General features: G+C 55.5%; 18 protein-coding genes and 1 pseudogene. All 19 read left to right on the forward strand.

The window, feature by feature from the left end; all coding sequences use genetic code 11:
- Position 1: 1 nt before the first annotated feature.
- The 19 genes and pseudogenes from FEF65_RS03320 (at position 2) to FEF65_RS03410 (ending at position 18,519) form a co-directional block, all read left to right on the forward strand.
- A complete protein-coding gene (locus FEF65_RS03320) occupies positions 2 to 685 on the forward strand; it encodes an energy transducer TonB (protein ID WP_161595169.1) in 684 nt (227 codons plus the stop codon).
- Complete coding sequence (locus FEF65_RS03325) at positions 682 to 1,482, forward strand: cobalamin-binding protein (protein WP_138238359.1); 801 nt, start codon at positions 682 to 684, stop codon at positions 1,480 to 1,482. The genes FEF65_RS03320 and FEF65_RS03325 overlap by 4 nt, the downstream gene beginning before the upstream one ends.
- A 102-nt stretch (positions 1,483 to 1,584) precedes the next feature.
- On the forward strand, positions 1,585 to 2,241 hold the full coding sequence (gene bluB / locus FEF65_RS03330) for a 5,6-dimethylbenzimidazole synthase (protein WP_138238360.1): 657 nt from the start codon (positions 1,585 to 1,587) through the stop codon (positions 2,239 to 2,241).
- On the forward strand, positions 2,238 to 3,743 hold the full coding sequence (locus FEF65_RS03335) for a cobyric acid synthase (RefSeq protein WP_138238361.1): 1,506 nt from the start codon (positions 2,238 to 2,240) through the stop codon (positions 3,741 to 3,743). The genes bluB and FEF65_RS03335 overlap by 4 nt, the downstream gene beginning before the upstream one ends.
- Positions 3,744 to 3,788: 45 nt before the next feature.
- On the forward strand, positions 3,789 to 4,850 hold the full coding sequence (locus FEF65_RS03340; protein ID WP_138238362.1) for a PDDEXK nuclease domain-containing protein: 1,062 nt from the start codon (positions 3,789 to 3,791) through the stop codon (positions 4,848 to 4,850).
- Between the two features lie 29 nt (positions 4,851 to 4,879).
- Positions 4,880 to 5,224, forward strand: a pseudogene (locus FEF65_RS03345) (PDDEXK nuclease domain-containing protein); the annotation flags it as partial.
- Between the two features lie 2 nt (positions 5,225 to 5,226).
- On the forward strand, positions 5,227 to 7,557 hold the full coding sequence (locus tag FEF65_RS03350; RefSeq protein ID WP_138238363.1) for an nSTAND3 domain-containing NTPase: 2,331 nt from the start codon (positions 5,227 to 5,229) through the stop codon (positions 7,555 to 7,557).
- A gap of 138 nt (positions 7,558 to 7,695) precedes the next feature.
- Entirely contained in the window at positions 7,696 to 9,552 is a 1,857-nt protein-coding gene (locus FEF65_RS03355) for an SEC-C metal-binding domain-containing protein (RefSeq protein ID WP_138238364.1), read from the forward strand.
- Positions 9,553 to 9,570: 18 nt separating this feature from the next.
- Positions 9,571 to 10,095 (forward strand): bifunctional adenosylcobinamide kinase/adenosylcobinamide-phosphate guanylyltransferase, encoded by a 525-nt coding sequence (cobU, locus tag FEF65_RS03360; protein ID WP_138238365.1) that lies wholly within the window; start codon positions 9,571 to 9,573, stop codon positions 10,093 to 10,095.
- Positions 10,092 to 11,120, forward strand: coding sequence for a nicotinate-nucleotide--dimethylbenzimidazole phosphoribosyltransferase (cobT, locus tag FEF65_RS03365; RefSeq protein WP_138238366.1), 1,029 nt, complete (start codon positions 10,092 to 10,094; stop codon positions 11,118 to 11,120). The genes cobU and cobT overlap by 4 nt, the downstream gene beginning before the upstream one ends.
- On the forward strand, positions 11,113 to 11,724 hold the full coding sequence (cobC, locus tag FEF65_RS03370) for an alpha-ribazole phosphatase (RefSeq protein ID WP_138238367.1): 612 nt from the start codon (positions 11,113 to 11,115) through the stop codon (positions 11,722 to 11,724). The genes cobT and cobC overlap by 8 nt, the downstream gene beginning before the upstream one ends.
- Positions 11,712 to 12,437 carry an adenosylcobinamide-GDP ribazoletransferase gene (gene cobS / locus FEF65_RS03375; protein WP_138238368.1) on the forward strand — a complete coding sequence of 242 codons (726 nt, stop codon included), beginning with the start codon at positions 11,712 to 11,714 and terminating at the stop codon, positions 12,435 to 12,437. The genes cobC and cobS overlap by 13 nt, the downstream gene beginning before the upstream one ends.
- Positions 12,437 to 13,363 carry a FecCD family ABC transporter permease gene (locus tag FEF65_RS03380; protein WP_138238369.1) on the forward strand — a complete coding sequence of 309 codons (927 nt, stop codon included), beginning with the start codon at positions 12,437 to 12,439 and terminating at the stop codon, positions 13,361 to 13,363. Before cobS ends, FEF65_RS03380 begins: the two co-directional genes overlap by 1 nt.
- Positions 13,364 to 14,098, forward strand: coding sequence for an ABC transporter ATP-binding protein (locus FEF65_RS03385; RefSeq protein ID WP_138238370.1), 735 nt, complete (start codon positions 13,364 to 13,366; stop codon positions 14,096 to 14,098).
- Positions 14,095 to 14,631 carry a cob(I)yrinic acid a,c-diamide adenosyltransferase gene (gene cobO, locus FEF65_RS03390; RefSeq protein ID WP_138238371.1) on the forward strand — a complete coding sequence of 179 codons (537 nt, stop codon included), beginning with the start codon at positions 14,095 to 14,097 and terminating at the stop codon, positions 14,629 to 14,631. Before FEF65_RS03385 ends, cobO begins: the two co-directional genes overlap by 4 nt.
- 72 nt (positions 14,632 to 14,703) lie before the next feature.
- Positions 14,704 to 15,330 (forward strand): sirohydrochlorin chelatase, encoded by a 627-nt coding sequence (locus FEF65_RS03395; protein WP_138238372.1) that lies wholly within the window; start codon positions 14,704 to 14,706, stop codon positions 15,328 to 15,330.
- The gene (gene cobA, locus FEF65_RS03400; RefSeq protein WP_138238373.1) at positions 15,327 to 16,079 is read left to right on the forward strand and encodes a uroporphyrinogen-III C-methyltransferase; all 753 of its coding nucleotides are present in this window, start codon (positions 15,327 to 15,329) and stop codon (positions 16,077 to 16,079) included. Before FEF65_RS03395 ends, cobA begins: the two co-directional genes overlap by 4 nt.
- Complete coding sequence (locus tag FEF65_RS03405) at positions 16,076 to 16,405, forward strand: (2Fe-2S) ferredoxin domain-containing protein (RefSeq protein ID WP_138238374.1); 330 nt, start codon at positions 16,076 to 16,078, stop codon at positions 16,403 to 16,405. Before cobA ends, FEF65_RS03405 begins: the two co-directional genes overlap by 4 nt.
- A 185-nt stretch (positions 16,406 to 16,590) precedes the next feature.
- Positions 16,591 to 18,519 (forward strand): transglycosylase SLT domain-containing protein, encoded by a 1,929-nt coding sequence (locus FEF65_RS03410; RefSeq protein ID WP_238701147.1) that lies wholly within the window; start codon positions 16,591 to 16,593, stop codon positions 18,517 to 18,519.
- Positions 18,520 to 18,567: the final 48 nt, after the last annotated feature.

Consider the following 18,567-nt stretch of genomic DNA (forward strand, 5'->3'; position numbering starts at 1 on the left):
GGTGACGGCCAGCATCGTCATCCATGGCCTTCTGTTGCTCGTGCTACCGCATATCAACGGCAGCCGGCCAGCCTCTGCCGGCGGAAAAAACATCACTGTCGAGCTGGTCAGCCAGAAAAAATCAGCGCCTGCCATACAGACAGCAAATACGCCTGCCCCTTACACAAGCTCTCCAGTGGAAAAGAAGCCCGCCCTGATCAAGCAGGATCAGCCATCATCTGCCAGCAACCACCGACTTTATGCGGCAGCCAGGCCGGTTGCCCCCACAGCAGAAAAAATCAGCCCCCCTCAACCGGTCATCAGTCCGGCTGCAACAGTCACTGCATTATCACCGGCCCCTGTACCCGCCCCTGTTGCGGCATCTGCCGCTGCAATCACTCTCCTGCATGAGGCGAAGATACAACAGCCGACAGAGCATCAGCCTGAACTGATCAAGACGCGCATCCGTCAACATCTCGAATCATTCAAATATTATCCGGCCAGCGCTCGCCGGCGCGGTATTGAGGGACAGGTTGATGTCGGCTTCACGCTGAGCCGCAATGGAACGGCCGAACATATCACCGTTTTGCAGGGCTCAGGCTATGCCATGCTCGATCAGGCCGCGCTGCAAACCGTACTCAGAGCCCAGCCATTTCCGGCCGATGACGGCACCTACCGTTTCCGTCTGAGGTTTCAGCGCCTGTGAAATATCTGCTGCTGCTACTTCTGCTGTGGGCGCCCAATGCATGGAGCGCCGAACGCATTCTGGCGCTCTCACCCCATGCCTGCGAGATGCTGTACGCCATTGGTGCTGCCCGCCAGGTCGTCGGAGCGGTTTCCTGGTGTGACTATCCGCAGGCTGCGGCAAAGCTTCCTCGCGTCGGCAGCTATGAGCACATCAACGTGGAGGCAGCCCTGAGGCTGAAGCCCGACCTGGCGATTGTCGTCAACCGCCATGTGAGCGGTATCGACACGCTCGAAAAAATGGGCGTCCGTATCGTCGTCTCCAATCCGGACAGCTTTGAGTCCATATTCAGCGATATGCTGAAGCTCGGCCAGCTCACCTCGCACCCACATGAGGCTGAAAATATTGTCACCGGGCTGCGCGCGCGGCTGGACAAGGTGCGCGCACAACCTCGCTCCGGAACAGCTGTATTTTATGAGGTATGGAGTGATCCGTTACTGACGGCCGGCGGCCCCGGCTTTATCTCGGATATGATTCATCAGGCTGGCGGCAGAAATGTATTTGCCAATCTTGCCGTTGAAACACCGCATGTGAATGTCGAAGCGGTCATCCGTGCCAGGCCCGAGCTGATTGTCATACCGCTGGAAAAGCGTGATATATCGGTACGCCGAGCTTTCTGGGAAAAATGGCTTGGCAAAAACAGTGTCCGCTTTGTCGCCATCAACCCCGACCTTCTCCATCGCCCCGGACCTCGTCTGCTGGATGGCCTGGAGCTGTTGCAAAAAGCATTAAATGGAACCACGGATGGACACCGATGAACACAGATACAAGGCCAAATACAGCGTGGTTACAGACAATGAAGGCTCCCGCCATCGGATTTACCGGCGCTCAACTGTGGCCAGGTGAATAAGAGATTGAATATGGAATACACAAGCGAGCAAGCCCCCTTTACCAGTCAGGAGCGCGAGGCGATCTATCGCGTCATTCATGCCCGGCGCGATATGCGCCATTTTGCGGGCGGTTCAGTGGAGCCGGAAATATTGTCCCGCATCCTGGCAGCAGGACATGCGGCCCCTTCAGTTGGTTTCATGCAGCCCTGGCGCTTTATCCGCATCAGCAACAGCGAACTGCGCAACCAGCTGGCCGAACTGGTCGAGGCGGAGCGCCAGCGTACCGCCGAGCAGATGGACGAACGCAAAAGCGAATTCATGCGACTGAAGGTCGAAGGCATCCGCGACTGCGCCGAACTGATCGCCGTCATACAGGCACCCGACGATGGTACCGTGTTCGGTCGCCGCACCATGCCTGACGAAATGGCTCTCTGCTCCACCTCCTGTGCGATTGAGAATATGTGGCTGGCCGCTCGTGCTGAAAATCTCGGCATGGGCTGGGTCTCCTTCTTCGAGCCTGCCGATGTTGCATCACTGCTGGCATGCCCGTCCGGTGCACGCCCGCTTGCCCTGCTCTGTCTGGGGCCGGTCAAAGCATTCTACGACAAACCGATGCTCGAGACTGAAGGCTGGCGACAACGTGAAACGATGGAGCACATTCTGGCCGAGGATCACTATCCGCAATGAAGGCATTAATGATTCAGGGCACGGCCTCCGGGGTAGGGAAGTCGGTGCTGGTCGCAGGGCTGTGCCGACTGCTGGCCAGAAACGGCGTACGTGTGGCCCCGTTCAAACCTCAAAACATGAGCAACAATGCCGCCGTCACCGTCGATGGCGGCGAAATCGGGCGGGCACAGGCGCTGCAGGCCTTTGCCTGCGGCATTGAGGCGACGGTGGATATGAATCCTGTATTATTGAAGCCGGAAGCAGACTGCACATCACAACTCATCGTACGGGGCAGAGTCGTCGGCAAACTCGAATCCGCTCGCTTCCGCGAGGATCGCCAGCAGTGGCTGGAAATCGTACAGATATCATTCGATCGCCTCTGTTCGCAATACGATGTGGTACTGGTGGAAGGGGCCGGCTCACCGGCGGAGCCCAACCTGAGAGCCGGAGATATTGCCAATATGGGCTTTGCCGAAGCCGCCGATATTCCGGTCTGGCTGGTTGGCGATATCGATTGCGGCGGGGTGTTTGCCTCGCTGACCGGAACACTGGCCATCCTATCCGCATCCGAGCGCCAGCGCGTGCAGGCGCTCGTGATCAACCGATTCCGTGGTTACCTCTCACTGCTGGATGACGGCCTGCAGTGGCTGGAACAACAAACCGGCAAACCGGTCGCAGGCGTGATACCGTGGCTGCCGCTGGAGCTGCCCGAAGAGGATGCACCATACCGGCTGGGCAAACAGCCCGGCAAGGCAGCTGCATCCTTACATATCGCCGTCATTACCTGTCCCCGCATGAGCAACTGCGACGACTTCGACCCGCTGGCCTCGGAGCCGGCCATTTCTCTGCGCTTTATTCATCGAAGCGACCAGATGCAACCGGCAGACCTGGTGATTCTGCCCGGATCGAAACATGTCGCGGCCGACCTGGCCTGGCTGCGGGCGGAGGGGTTCGACAAGGCGCTCGAGCACCACCTGCGCTATGGCGGCCGCATCCTCGGTATCTGTGGCGGCATGCAGATGCTCGGACAAGCCATTATCGATGATACGGGGGTTGAAGGAGGCGGCCGGATTGCAGGTTTGAACTGGCTCGATATCACCACCCAGATGCTGCCGGAGAAAACCCTGAAACGGATCGATGCCACTGCAGCATGGCCTGCCGCCGTACCGGTACATGGTTATGAGATTCATTATGGCGACGATCATCCCGATCCGGCTCTGTTTCCGTTTTCACACCGCTCTGCCGACGGACAGATTCTCGGCACCTATCTGCACGGCCTGTTTGCCAGTGGTGCTTTTCGCGCCGCCTGGCTTGCCGAAATGGGCGTAACAACGGGGACAGGCGAAGATCACGCCCATCGCATCATGGCCAGCCTCGATCTGCTGGCGGATACGCTGGAGCAGCATATCGCACCGGATCTGCTGGCGCCGCTGCTTGCGAGCAGGATGCGACGTGACGAGTGCGCCAATAAAGCAGCGATGGATACAACAAATCATTCACATTCATCCTTGCGCCATGAATAATCGGGGTGATTTGCAGACACCAGCTGCGAACCTGGAGATAGCGGCATGAACGACCAACCCGCCCGATTGACCCCGATACCGGAAGGCTATGCAGACTGGCTGACCGAACTCAAAACGCGCATCCACTCCGCCCAGCAGCGCGCTACGCTGGCGGTCAACCGGGAGCTGGTGCTGCTCTACTGGCAGATCGGACGCGATATTCTGGCGCGGCAAGCCCAGGCAGGGTGGGGGGCCAAGGTCATCGAACGTCTGGCGCAAGATTTGCGCTTAGCCTTTCCGGAAATGAAGGGTTTTTCGCCACGTAACCTGAAATATATGCGTGCGTTCGCCGAGGCATGGTCCGACGCGGAATTTGTGCAACAGGTTGTTGCACAAATTCCGTGGGGTCACAATGTGGTCTTGCTCGACAGGCTGAACACACCGCAAGAGCGCCATTGGTATGCCGTAAAAGCTATTGAAAACAACTGGTCGCGAAACGTATTAGCCATGCAGATCGAAAGTCGGTTGCTGGAGCGCAGCGGCCAGGCAGTAACCAATTTCTCTGCCTGTCTGCCCAAACCCCAATCCGATCTGGCCCGTGAATCTCTGAAAGACCCCTATCGTTTCGACTTTCTGAACCTTACAGAGGAGGCGCAGGAGCGTGAGATCGAGCATGCGCTGGTAAACCATGTTACCGAATTCCTGCTGGAGTTGGGTGCAGGCTTTGCTTTTGTCGGGCGGCAGGTGTTGCTGAATGTGGGCGGCGACGAGTTTTTCATCGATCTGCTCTTCTACCATCTCAAATTGCGTTGCTACGTGGTTATCGAACTGAAGGCCGGGAAATTCAAACCGGAGCACCTCGGCCAGTTGGGCTTTTACCTCACCGCCGTGGATGCGCAAGTCAAAGACGCTCGCGACGGCCCGACCATCGGCATGCTGCTGTGCAAAAGCAAAAACAAGATCGTCGCCGAATATGCGCTTCGCGACAATGCGCAACCCATCGGCGTGGCTGAGTACCAACTGGTGGCATCTCTGCCGCCCGAGCTGCAAACCAGTTTGCCCAGCATCGAGCAGATAGAACGGGAACTGGGCGAAGATATCGGTATGGATAAATCAAAAGCATCATGACCAATTACTATTTCAGGGAGCCTGGGGGGAACTACGGCTACAGTTGCTTTCCAATATGGGACGCAGCGAGTCACAAATTGAGTTGGACCCACTACCGAAATCTCACCCATCAGGATGTCGGACAGATGGACAGCTATGTTCGCATCTACGATCAGCATCACCGCCCGGAAGGCGACCACCCAACCATCGGCCTGATTCTGTGCAGTCAGAAAAGCGAAGCGGTGGTGAAATATTCGGTACTCACCGACAGCGAACAACTCTTTGCCGCCAAGTATCTGCCCTACCTGCCCACCGAGGCAGAGCTGAAATATGAGCTGGAACCGGATCGCCTGAGGCTACAGGCGCAATTTATTGAAAGTGCCACGAAGAGTTAGCCATGGCTAAGTACGATTTCACGAACTCCCTTTCCCCTTTGGATTTCGAGCTCCTGTCAAAAGATCTATTGGAGGCGGAGCTAGGTATAAGTTTGGAGAATTTCAGCGAAGGAAGAGATAAAGGAATTGACCTTCGATATGCGCCAGTCAGCGGGTCTGGTTCACCTTTGAATGGGACAGATAACAGTCAGCAGTCAACAATTGTACAGTGCAAACGATATTCAAAGTTTTCAGATCTCAAAGCATCGTTGAAACGTTCTGAAGTCGATAAAGTAAGAAAACTGAATCCAGACAGATACATTCTGGTGACATCGGTATCCCTTTCTCCTCAACAGGTTGATGAACTCCAAGCGCTGCTATTGCCATATGTAAAATCGACTAATGATATTTACGGTCGAGAGCGCCTGAATTCCATACTTGGCAAACATGGGGAAATTGAGCGACGACATATCAAATTATGGTGCACATCAACCGGCGTTCTGGAGACGCTCATTAATTCAGGTACACACGTAGTTTCGCGTGAAGAGGTTGAGCGAACAATCGCGGCAGCAAAACTATATGTGCGTAATCCCAGTTTTGATGAAGCATTAGAGATATTGCACAAACATCGTGTCTGTATCATTTCCGGGCAACCTGGGATTGGAAAAACGACGCTAGCCCGAATGCTTCTTCTGTACTTTCAGGACAAAAAATTCGATGTGGTGAAGATTGAGAGTGATATATCCGAGGCACGTGCTGTTAGCTATCACAACAGGCCTAGATTCTATTACTATGATGATTTTTTAGGGCAGACAGCACAGGCCGACAAACTGAATAAGAATGAGGATCAAAAGCTGTTGGATTTCATGGCCAGCGTCCGAGATTCCAAAGACTCAGTTATGGTTCTAACTACTAGAGAATACATACTCAATCAGGCCAAACTTCACTATGAAAAGTTGGATAGAGTGGCTTTCGACCACCAAACGTGTGTCATTGATCTGTCTAAATATTCGCGCCGGATTCGGGCTGAAATATTGTATAATCATATTCACTTTTCAGACCTTCCCCATGAATATCAGGAAGCGTTGATAGCCGAGCGCGCTTATCTCAAGATAATAGACCACAAGAATTACAATCCTAGATTGATTGAATGCCTGACTTCGCTGACATGGATTGGAAGCACCTCACCAAAAGAATACATCCAATATTTTTTAGGGCACTTGGACAATCCATCTGCCATTTGGGAGCACGCATTTAGAAACCAGATATCAGATGCTGCGCGCCATCTCATGTTCGTGCTAACTACGCTTCCAACAAAGGTGGTCAGAGAACATTTGGAGCATGCATTTGAGGCATTTCACAGCGCCCAATGTTCCCGCTATGGAGTCCCTCATTCGTGTGCTGATTTCAAGAAAGCGCTTAAAGAATTGGACGGCACGTTTGTGAACACAAGCAGAGATGGAGAGCTATTGTTGGTTGCATTCCAGAACCCATCGATACGTGACTTCATGCAAAACGTTTTGCTTTCTGGAGAAAGTCTGAAAGAAGTTGTTAGTGCACTTGTGTATTTTGAACAAGCTGAGTGGTTCTCAAAAGTGTTAAATGAAGAAAAAGCACACGTTCCCATGTCCCTGCTAAAGAACCATGCGACATCCATTATTGATCGCATGAAGACGCTCTTTAATAGTCCTGGTTGTGGCCCAAGCCTCGGATGGTGGCACACATTAAATCCTGCGGTAAATAAGGCTGATCGTCTGGCTCAACTAGTCGAAACACTGAAACACGTTGATGCAGCAAAGCAGGTTCAATTCATAGAGTCTCAGATCGAAACTCTGGCTAAACAACTGTTGACGGGAGGCATCACGACAGCTTCATGCATAAGAGCTTCTGAAGCTTTGAGTTCAATGGGCTTTCTCTCAAGCGAATATGGTAGAAAGTTTATAACGGCTCTGAAAATTACAGCATTAAATAACCCATCTGATTGCGATGACTTTGAAACTCTTGCAAGCGTGATTGAGAGCTTCCCTGAAGTCTTTTCTCCCGCAGAGATTGAGACGGTGCAAAGCACCTATCAAGACTTCGCTTATGAATATGCCGATGATTTGGTGAGCGGCAACCTAGGCATCGATGACCCGGAGGAACTTCGGCATGAGGCTGGAAAGGTCGAGGAAATTGGAGAATACCTAGGGGTAGATATCTCAGAGGCTAAAGAGATGATCGTAGATTTTGCTGCCAAAAAAGAATTTGATGAAACCGATAGCTGGAGTCCTGATGAAGAACCCGTCAATGTCAGAGGTACACAGGATTGCTCAGATAGTGAAATTGATTCCCTATTTGGCACATTAAAGGCCTAGCTTGGAATGTACGCAGAGCAGTAATGCCTGATCTTGTTTTGTGCAATGAGATTCGTGGTCGATACAAGATGCAGATACTTCAAACCGATGGGCCAAAATTGGTCGAGCGATTGCAAGTTATGGTGACGAGGAGAAGAGATGACAATCGATGACATGGACGATGAATTGAGCGAAGCGTTTATGGATGACTTCCAGGATATGCTGTTTGAGGCAGCAAATTTTATCCGCAATTGCGATCCGGATGCGCAGCGGTTTATTGATCTGTTTTCATTGCTGGCCAGTGAAGATTTCTTCCCGTTTTTCGAGCGTCTGAATATTGAAAACGCTGCAGAGCTGCGTCGGCTGGCGCGGCTGTTTGCCATTCAGATTTGGAATGCCACACCATTGCCATCGAACCATTTTCGCCCGTTGCCGTTGCCGGAGCCCAAACGCAATGATCCCTGCCTGTGCGGTTCCGGCAAAAAGCTCAAACAGTGTTGCGCGCGCCTGGGGCATGAAGGGATGCCCGGAATTTCCGCCAATCTGATGACCGCGCTGATGCTGGAGGTCGTCACGCAGGCCGAGCTGAAACAGGCATGGCAACATCTGCCGCATATGGCGCTGGGCTATATTGCATCATCATGGATGCGTGAAGATGAGGCGATGGCAAACCGCGCATTGATGATGCTCGAACCGATTTTTAAACAGGATGATCATCTTCTTGATCATCGCGATGAGGTGGCGCTAGATGCCATGTTCGAACTCTGCAGCCTGCTCGATAAACCGCGCAAAAAGAGCGCCCTGATCAAACGCTTCATGGCCCATCCGAGCAAGGTGTTGCAGGCAACGGCACTGCACAGACAGTGCACGATACTGGGGGATCAGGGTAAGGATGCTGAGGCATGGGCCTATTTTCAGACGGCTCAGAGACTGGATCCCAATAACCCGTCATTGAGTCATCTGGAGTTGCTATTGCTGATGCAACAGGGGAAAACCGATCAGATGCAGCAACGGGGTAAATACTGGCTCAAACGGCTGGCCGGCATGAACCGGGCCGGCGAACTCGATGAGCTTATTGATCTGATCAAACAAATGATCTCCGATTCGCCGACGGCAATGGCCCCGCTGGTGGATCAGCTGAATCCCGGCGCCGGCCGTCTGATTGGCTGGTTGCAAAATGCCATGCGCAATCCGCCCGCCCTGATGCATAAAACCGTCTGCCACAACGATTTATGCATTGTCGAACCAAAAAACAGGGAAGCAGGTACACTGTTACGGCAGTGGGAACAGCTGGTATTGAGCCACGAAGATTTATGGCAACAGCCCGGACCATGGCTGAAACTGCTGGAACAACATCCGCAACTGGCAGGAAGCATCAATGTCATTGATGATCTGATCGGGGCCGTTTATGACCTGGATACCCCCAACCCTCGGGCTGTGTTTCAACCACTGGTAATGCTGGCCATGCTGCAGATCAAGGCGCTGCTGCCGATGGTGCCACAACAACCATTTGCGTGGGCTGCCCTGGAGAACCGGCCGGCACTGCGCGTTCTCGGTTTTCTGGCCGACACCATGGAAGAGCTGGATAGCGATAAGGAGTCGCTGGAGATACGCGAATGGCTGCTGAGGCTGAATCCCAATGACAATCAGGGCATGCGTTCGCTGGTGATCAATCGCTATCTGCAGCTGGGGCGCAATCAGGATGCCGTCGAGCTCGCCCGACACTACCCGGAAGATTTCGACGTCAGCATCAATTTTGGCTACGCGCTGGCATTGTTCAGATTGGGAAAGCGCAGCGAGGCCGACAAACGTCTGATGCAGGCGATCAGGCAATCGCCGCGCATTGTCGATACCTTGCAGCGCACGCGAATGAAGGAGCCCAAACAGCTGCATCCGGGATATATCTCGCTCGGCGGCGAAGATGAAGCATGGTACTACCGCGAGCATGCACGCGATTTGTGGCTGGCGACACCCGATGCCATGTCCTGGCTGAAACAAATCGCCCAACGCAAGTGAAATGAGGGATATATCACCATGCCTGTCACACTGATTCTCGGCGGAGCCCGCAGTGGCAAAAGCCGCCGGGCTGAAACCATTGCCTTTACCCATAGCGACCACCCGCTTTATATCGCAACCGCACCGTTGATCGAAGGCGATGACGAATGGAGTGCCCGCATCCATCACCACCGTCAGCAACGCGGCGAACGCTGGCGGGTCATCGAAGAGGAGATCGCCATTGCCGCTGTGCTGGAACAACAGGCCGGTTACGGCTCGACCGTGCTGGTCGATTGCCTGACCCTGTGGCTTGCCAATCTGCTGCAGGCGGAAATGGACCCTGAGGCAGAAGCCATGCGGCTGTGTCACACGCTGAAACACTGTGAGGGTAATATCATTCTGGTCTCCAACGAGGTCGGCATGGGGCTGGTGCCTGAATCGTCGCTCGGGCGCGCCTTCCGTGATGCGCAGGGGCGCTTGAACCAGGCCGTTGCCATGGTCGCACAACGTGTGGAGTTTGTCGCAGCGGGACTGCCAATCTGCTTAAAGGGAGAGAAAGAGTGACGATTGCTGTCATCCATGCTGAAAAAGAACAACGGGCCCGAGCCCATCAGGATCAACTCACCAAACCACGCGGTGCACTGGGGCGGCTCGAAGATATCGCCTGCTGGTTTGCCGCCCGTCAGGGCAAAGAGCTGCCTGATCCACTGCAGCCGCATATCGCAGTGTTTGCCGGCGATCACGGCGTTTGCGATGAGGGGGTATCGGCCTATCCATCGGTCGTAACGGGTGAAATGGTGAAAAACTTTGCCCGCGGTGGGGCCGCAATCAATGTGCTGGCCCGCCAGATCGGGGCCACGCTCGCAGTCGTCGATGTCGGCGTCATGGTCGATCTTTCCGGGATCGAGGGCATCGAGCACAACAACGTTCGCAGAGGTACAGCTAATCTGCTGCATGAAGCCGCCATGGGGGAAGCCGAGTGTCTGGCCGCCATCCACACAGGTCGCAGGATCGCATGCGAAGCAATCGCCAAAGGTGCGAATCTGCTCATTGCAGGCGATATGGGTATTGGTAACACCACGGCATCGGCCTGCCTGATTTGCCGGTTTAGCGGCGCAACAGCTGATGCAGTGGTCGGTTTCGGCACAGGCGTTGACAGCCATGGACGCCAGTTGAAGGTGGATATTGTTTCACGCGCGCTGGCACGCATCGGTAACTGCCCGGATGAAGCGGTACTGCAACAGGTTGGCGGGCTGGAGATTGCCGCTATGGCCGGCTTTTATCTGCAGGCGGCAGAGGCGGGCGTGCCTGTCGTCGTTGACGGTTTTATTGCTGCGGCTGCGGCACTGGCCGCACGGGTCATGGAGCCACAGGTAACCGGATGGATGCTGGCCAGCCACGTTTCACGTGAAAATGGTCATCACATCGCACTGAATGCACTGGGGCTTTCACCCATGATCGACTTCGGCATGCGCCTGGGGGAGGGATCCGGTGCAGCGCTGATCGTACCGCTACTGCAATCGGCCATCGCCCTGCACAACGAAATGGCCACATTTGCAAGCGCCGGGGTCACCGATAAAGATGAGTGACCCGATTGTCATTACACTGCTCCGTCATGGCGAGGTGAATGCAAACGGGTGGGCCTTTCGCGGCAGTACCGATGTGCCGCTCTCAACACGCGGCTGGAGCCAGATGAGAGCTGTAACGAATCATCTGGAGCCAATCGATCGGATTGCCACATCTCCGCTGCAACGCTGCCGCCTGTTTGCCGAAGAGCTGAGCCATCAGCATCAACTCCCGTTGCTCACACTCACTGACATGGCCGAAATGGACTTTGGTGATTGGGAAAACAGGAGCTTCGATGATATCTGCGGCGAAGAAAAACAGCTGTTACAGCAGTTCTGGGACTCCCCTGTTGGTATCAGGCCACCCGGCGGGGAGTCATTTGACGAATTCAGCCAGCGCGTCATCGACTGCTGGCATACATGGATTCAAAACGATAGTGGAAAAAACCGACTGCTCGTCGCGCATGGCGGCGTCATCCGGGTCTTGCTCGCCCATACACTCGAGATGCCCATGCATGCGCTCTGGCGGCTACACCTGCCATATGCCTCATGCAGCCGGATCTCCCTGCTTGACGGGCATCAGCCGAGGTTGCTGTTTATGAACAGGGAGCCCGTGTGCGCGGAGTGATTCTTGCCTTTCAGTTTCTGACCCGCCTGCCCACACCGCAACTGGCCGACTTTAAAAAAGAGGAGCTCTCCTCTTCCGCCGTCTGGTTCCCGGTGGTCGGACTCTGCATCGGCCTGTTCATCATCGGCATCGCCAGCATCGGCCTGCATGCAAATCCGTTGATGGCCGCTCTGCTGGCGGTGCTGTTATGGATTGCCATCACTGGTGGTCTGCACCTCGATGGCGCAGCCGATCTCGCTGATGGACTGGGAGCTGCACATCGTGACCCGGAGCGCTTGCTGGCCGTCATGAAAGATCCGCACACCGGTGCGTTCGGCGTCATGGCGATCGTTTCCATTCTGCTCACCAAACTGATCGCCGTTGCCTGGCTGCTCGAATCACCGGCCGCCAACCTGTGGGCACTGCTGTTGATACCGGCCTGGGCAAGACTCGGGGCTATCTACTGGTCACAAACGCTGAATCCGCTGGCCCCGGGCAGTGGCGAAACCTTCGTATGGCAGGTCAACGCCAACATATACAGAGGCTGGGGCGCGGCTCTTTTCTTCCTGTCGCTGGTTGCTGTCTCACTGCTGTTTGCCCTTATCGCGCTGTGCTCCCTGCTGCTGTGGCGAAGCTACCTGCAGCGGCGACTGGGAGGGATGAGCGGTGACTGTCTCGGTGCCGGCATCGAATATTGCGAGTGCATGATGCTGCTCGGCCTTGGCCTGCTCTGATGCTGCGCTGGGGTGCACTCCTGCTTGCTCTGGCAGCCTGTCTGCTACTGGGGCTGGCCGTCGGTCAGCAGTGGATGAATCCGCTGGATGCAACAGGACAGGATGCCGTTATTCTTTGGCAACTAAGACTTCCCCGCGTACTGGTTGCTTTTGCCGTAGGCGGGCTGCTGGCACTGGCGGGAGCATGGTTTCAGGTGTTATTGGGCAACCCGCTGGCTGAACCCTATGTGCTGGGGGTGGCGGGATCGGCCTCTGCCGGAGCCGTCACGGGCTTGATGATCCTGCCTGAATCCGCCTGGGCTATGTCGCTCGGCGCTTTTGCCGGTGCCTGGATCGGCATCATTGCCGTCATGCTTTTCTCCCGGCTCGGTGCCAGCCGCATGTTACTGGCCGGTGTCGTGCTGGCCGCATTCTGGTCGGCAATCCTGGCTCTGCTGCTGGCTCTGTTACCCGAGCAGGGACTGTTTCGTGCCTTCGCCTGGATGATGGGGGATCTCTCCCACAGTGACGTACCTGTTCCGGTCCTGTTACTGGCATGGGCCATCGCACTCTCATGCGGCCTGATGCTCTCCCGTTCACTGGATAAGCTGCTGCTTGGCGAACGCCATGCCGAAGCCCTCGGTGTCAACGTGAAGCAGCTGCGTACACGGCTGTTATGGCTTGCCTCTGCCGTCACGGCACTGTCAGTCACAGCAGCCGGCACCATCGGCTTTGTCGGCCTGGTGGTTCCGCATTTAATGCGTCTGATTTTCGGCTCACTGCACAAAGCGGTACTGCCTGCCTCAGCGATCGGCGGCGGCCTGCTATTGTTGCTGGCCGATACCACCGCCCGCACCATCATTGCACCGGCCGAACTGCCGGTCGGCGTACTTACGGCCATCATCGGCGTACCGGTATTTCTCCTGCTGCTGTTGAGGCGCGGTTAAATGTCCGCACGCATGCAACTGACAGATGTATCGATCCGACGTGGTGACAGAGTCCTGCTCTCTCAGCTGAGCTGTGAACTTCATGCCGGTGAGATCACGGTCGTGCTCGGCCCCAACGGGGCAGGAAAATCGAGTCTGCTACTGGCCATAGCACGGCTGATTGAGGCCAGCGGCTCCATCACGCTGGCAGGTCGTCCGCTGGCAAACTTCAGCCGGCATGAACTGACCGGACAAATCTCATGGCAGGGCGAGCTGCCACCCACCGAGTTCGGGTTGACGGTTCAGCAGCGCCTTGAGCTGGCTGGCACCGATGCGAAAGATGAGATCGAGAGTGTCGCGACCGGCATGGATATCAACCATCTGTTATCCCGCCCGCTCGGTCAGCTCTCCAGTGGCGAGCGCCAGCGCACCGAACTTGCAGCCCTGATGTTGCGCGACACACCACTCTGGTTACTGGATGAACCCACCGCCCACCTTGACCTCAAACACCAGATTCAGTGTATCGAGATGCTAAAGTCACAACGCGACAAGGGTCGCACCATAATCACGGTATTGCATGATTTGCAGCAGGCGATGGCTATTGCTGACCACTTGATCCTGATAGATGGCCGTGGCGGAGCCGAACATGGTGAGGCCGCCGGGCTGTTTGATCCGGCCCGAATGACAGCACTGTTTAGCGCATCACTCAGACAACAGGGAGCACTGCTTGTCCCTGATTACGGGGAGAAAACATGAAAGCACGCGATAAACGACAGGGCGTCGTACTCGTCCACACCGGCGAAGGCAAAGGTAAATCATCCTCCGCCTTTGGCGTGGCCTTTCGCGCTGCCGGCTGGGGCATGAGCGTGTGCGTAATCCAGTTTATCAAGGGCAAATGGAAAACCGGCGAGGAGCGCGCATCAAAGGCTTTCGCTCACATGGAGTGGCACGCACTCGGTGACGGCTTTACCTGGGACACGAAAAACCCCGAACAGGACATCAAAACCAGCCGCGAAATCTGGGAGTTCTGTAAGGAAAAGGTGCGCTCGCATGAGTTCGACCTGATTGTTCTGGATGAAATCAATTACTGCTCAGGATATGGCTGGATATCAGGTCAGGAGATCGCCGAATTTATTCGCGATGAAAAACCGGCATGGATGCACCTGATTCTGACCGGCCGCAATGCCGCAGCGGAGGTCATCGAAGTCGCCGATACCGTCACCGAGATGAAAATGATCAAGCACGCATATGAATCAGGTATCTCTGCCACCCAGGGCATCGAGTTTTGATCTGATCCCGTGCAAAGGTGAGAAAATGATGCCAACGGCACCATACCAGAACTGCTCAAAGGGCATAGAGTCATGAAAATTCTGATTGCCCACGGCTCTTCCGATGCAACGCATGCCAAACAGGTGCGCATGCTGGCCGAAAGCGTATCCAATCTCATCGGTGAAGAGGTAAGGGCGGCATTTCTGTCGGATGAACGGCTGCCGGCAGGCAGTGTTGTGTTGCCGCTGTTTCTCGGCGCAGGAAAACATCTGAGCGAGGATGTTCCGGCACTGGTTGCTGCCTCCGGCGCCACACTGTTGCCATCGCTGAACGAGTACGCCGAACAGCTGGTCACCATGGCCTGTAACCAGCTGACCCGGGAGAGTACACGCATCCATGCGCTGTTTGCCATCTATCGCTATAGCGGTTTTGAACCGCTGGTTGCCGCAATTCACAGCGCCAACAGCCGCTGTTCTCTGGTGGCAACCGCCTCACTTCACTCCGAGCCCTCACTGACCAGTGTATTGAATCGCTGGCAGAGCGATGGCGTCGGGCCGATAACCGTGCAACCGATGCTGTTGTTCGGTGGCCACACCCTTGGCAGGCTGCAGGCCATGATTGAAGACGCTTCCGCAACAGATGTCCTGCTCGCACCGGTATTGAGCGAATGTGATGGTTTTGCTGCATTGATTGCCGGTTGCCTGCAAGCACAATCATGAGGCTTGATGCTCCCCTTCGGGCGGGTGAGGTCGCGCTGGTCGGTGCAGGCCCGGGGGCTGCAGCCCTGCTGACTCTGGCTGCCGCGTCACTGATCTCCGATTGCGATGTCATTGTCCATGATGCGCTGGTATCCGATGAGGTGCTGGCCATGGCGGCCACCGGGGCCGAGCTGATCCCGGCAGGTAAACGCGGCGGGCGCCCGTCAGCCAGTCAGGCGGATATCTGCGACATGCTGATCGAACAGGCAAAAGCCGGTAAACGGGTGGTTCGCCTGAAAGGTGGCGACCCGTTTGTGTTCGGTCGCGGTGGCGAAGAGGTAAGAGCGCTGGCACAAGCCGGCATCCGCTTTCGAATTATTCCCGGTATCACCGCCGGTGTTGCTGCACCGGCCATGGCCGGTATCCCGGTCACCGATCGTTCGGTGAATGCAACGCTGGCGTTTCTGACCGGCCATGAAGCCAGTGATGAAAGCCGCATGGACTGGCAAGCACTTGCCAAAGCCTTTCCGGTACTGGTTTTTTATATGGCCGCACGCAACCTGCCGCGCATTGCCAGCTGCCTGCTTGGCGCCGGTCTGGATGTGCAAACACCGGTTGCTATTATTCATGCCGCAACCACAGAGCATGAACAAACGAACACCGGTACGCTGCAACAGGCGGCGGCCGGCGCTCTTGAGGCTGAATCGCCAGCCATCGTTATTATCGGTGATGTGGTTACATCACGGACTATCTGGAGAGATGAAACATGAAAAAACCTGTCATGCCACCTTATCGTCGCCACGCCATCCTGTGCTGTGGAAAAAGCTGCGGCGAGAACCTGCCACTGCTCAACTACCTGAAAAAGAAAGTGGCAGATGCAGGACTGGTCATGGGTGACCCTGATTCAGTGCGCGTCAACCGCGCCGGTTGCCTGGGCATCTGCAGTGATGGTCCCATCATGGTCGTACATCCTGAAGGTGTCTGGTATTGCAACCTCGATGAGGCCGGCATTGATCGTATCGTCGAAGAACATTTCCGTCAGGGGAAGGTCGTGGAGTCCCTGGCATTTTATCAGGCCAATCCGCCGGCTGAATAAATCGCCGGCAATCTCCCGTCATCATGAAAACCCGTCGTTTTCGTGACCATTTTATGACACAATGGCGCACGTCACAGAATGTCGTTGCTGGTATTAACGGGGAAGTCCGTCTAAGCTGCTCGAAGCGTTGGCAAGGGGTGGGTATGCGGTTCGTGTTGTTGGTTATTGCGTCATGTTTTTTCGCCATGCCTTTTACTCAGGCAGCAACGATTGAGCAGCAGCGCGACTGGTTTACACAGGCCCACCGTGCGCTTGATGCCCACCATATGGACCGTTACGCCACGCTGAAAAAAAAGCTGGCTGATTACCCTTTATCCCCTTACCTCGATATCTGGGAGCAGCGAAAAGCGATTAGTGGCAAAAACGATGCTGAAATTGCTGCCACGCTGGAGTTATTCCCCGATATTCCCGAATCAGATGATCTGCGTAAGGCATGGGTCAAAAGCCTGGCTGAACGCAGCAAATGGAAAGAGGTGGCCAACCAGCTCGAGCACCACCCGCGTCTGAAGTCAAAGCTGGCCGAGCTGGCGATTGTTGCTGAATGGCATAGCGGCAACCAGGAACATGCCATGACCGAGTTTTCCAAACGGTGGGTCAACCTCGACAAATTTAGCGGCACCTCCATCAGTATGCATAAGGCCTGGCTGCGACAGGGACATCCCACCAGTGAAGAGCGCTGGTCACGCATCATCAAACTGGCCGGTAAAGGGCACTGGCGCGATATTGAGGCGCTTGACGGGCCGATGAGCAAACAGCAGAAAAAATGGCTGCACTACTGGCGCAATTTGCAAAAGAACCCGCAGTCCGCCTTTGCCCGCTGGCCCTCTTCACTATCGCCATCGTCACCTGTGTACACGGCATTATCCCAGGCCATGATCAGCGATGGTCTTACCCGCCTGGCCAGAAAAGACCCGCTGCAGGCCTATGCCATGCTGCAGCAGCTTCAAACCCGTATGCCATTTGACAGCAGCGATGGCTTCTATGATGAGGTGGCCAAAGAGATCGCCCTCAGGGCCGCACGCCAACATATGACAGTTGCCGCCGGCTGGCTGGAACAACTGCCTGATCGACAGAAGAGTGCTGAAACACGTGCGTGGCAGGCACGTATGTATATGCTCGACTACGACTGGGCCAAACTGTTGCAGTTCATCGAAGCCATGCCGACAGAAGAACAGCAGGAAGATCGCTGGCAGTACTGGCGGGGATATGCCCTGCAAGCCAGGGGAGATAACGAAAAGGCAAACGCTATTTTCGCTGCTGTTGCCAATGGCCGCGGCTATTACAGTTTTCTCGGTGCAGAGCGCATGGGCCTTCCATACAGCTTTGACAATGAACAAATAGCAGCATCTCCCGCCATGATTCGAGAGCTGGAACAGCGTTCGGGCGTCATACGTGCGCGGGAATGGCTGGCTCTGAAAAGCTACAGCAAGGCAGATCGTGAGTGGTATGCCGCTCTTGCTGCGGCCAACCCGGATGAATGGAAAGCAGCGGCTGTGATCGCCTCCGCATGGGAGTGGCCGGAGCAGGCCATCAGGGCTGCCTACCGGGCAGGAGCGATGAATGCCCTGGAGGAACGTTTTCCACTGCATTACCAGAAGGATGTATTGCTGGCGGCAAAAGAAACGGGGCTGAGCCCCGCATCGATCTGGGGGGTCATACGCCAGGAGTCGTTGTTTAACAGGCAGGCGCTGTCACCGGCCGGCGCACGCGGGCTCATGCAACTGATGCCTAAAACCGCAAAGATGGTTGCCAAAAAAATCCGCCTGCACGGTGGCCACGAAGCATTGTTTTCACCACGTGTGAATATTCGTCTGGGATCACATTACCTGGCAGACATGAAGGCGCGCTTCTATGATCAGCTGGCACTCGCTGCCGCCGCCTACAACGCCGGGCCGCATCGGGTTAAACAGTGGCTCGAACGCACCCCGTTCGATACGGGTGAAATTTGGGTCGAAACCATCCCCTTCAATGAAACACGCCACTATGTACAACAGGTCATGGCCAACGCCACCGTATATGAGTGGCGGCAACAACAGGCACCCACGCGCAAATTTCCCGTTCAGGCCATCGTTGAACCAAGCCAGATCACTTTGAACTCACCGGACCTGCTGTAAACAAGGGCTGGCCGGCAGTCGTCAGGCTTGCGTCAACTGCCGCTTATT

It is taken from the genome of Mariprofundus erugo, assembly GCF_005818865.1.
Taxonomy (GTDB): Bacteria; Pseudomonadota; Zetaproteobacteria; order Mariprofundales; family Mariprofundaceae; genus Mariprofundus; species Mariprofundus erugo.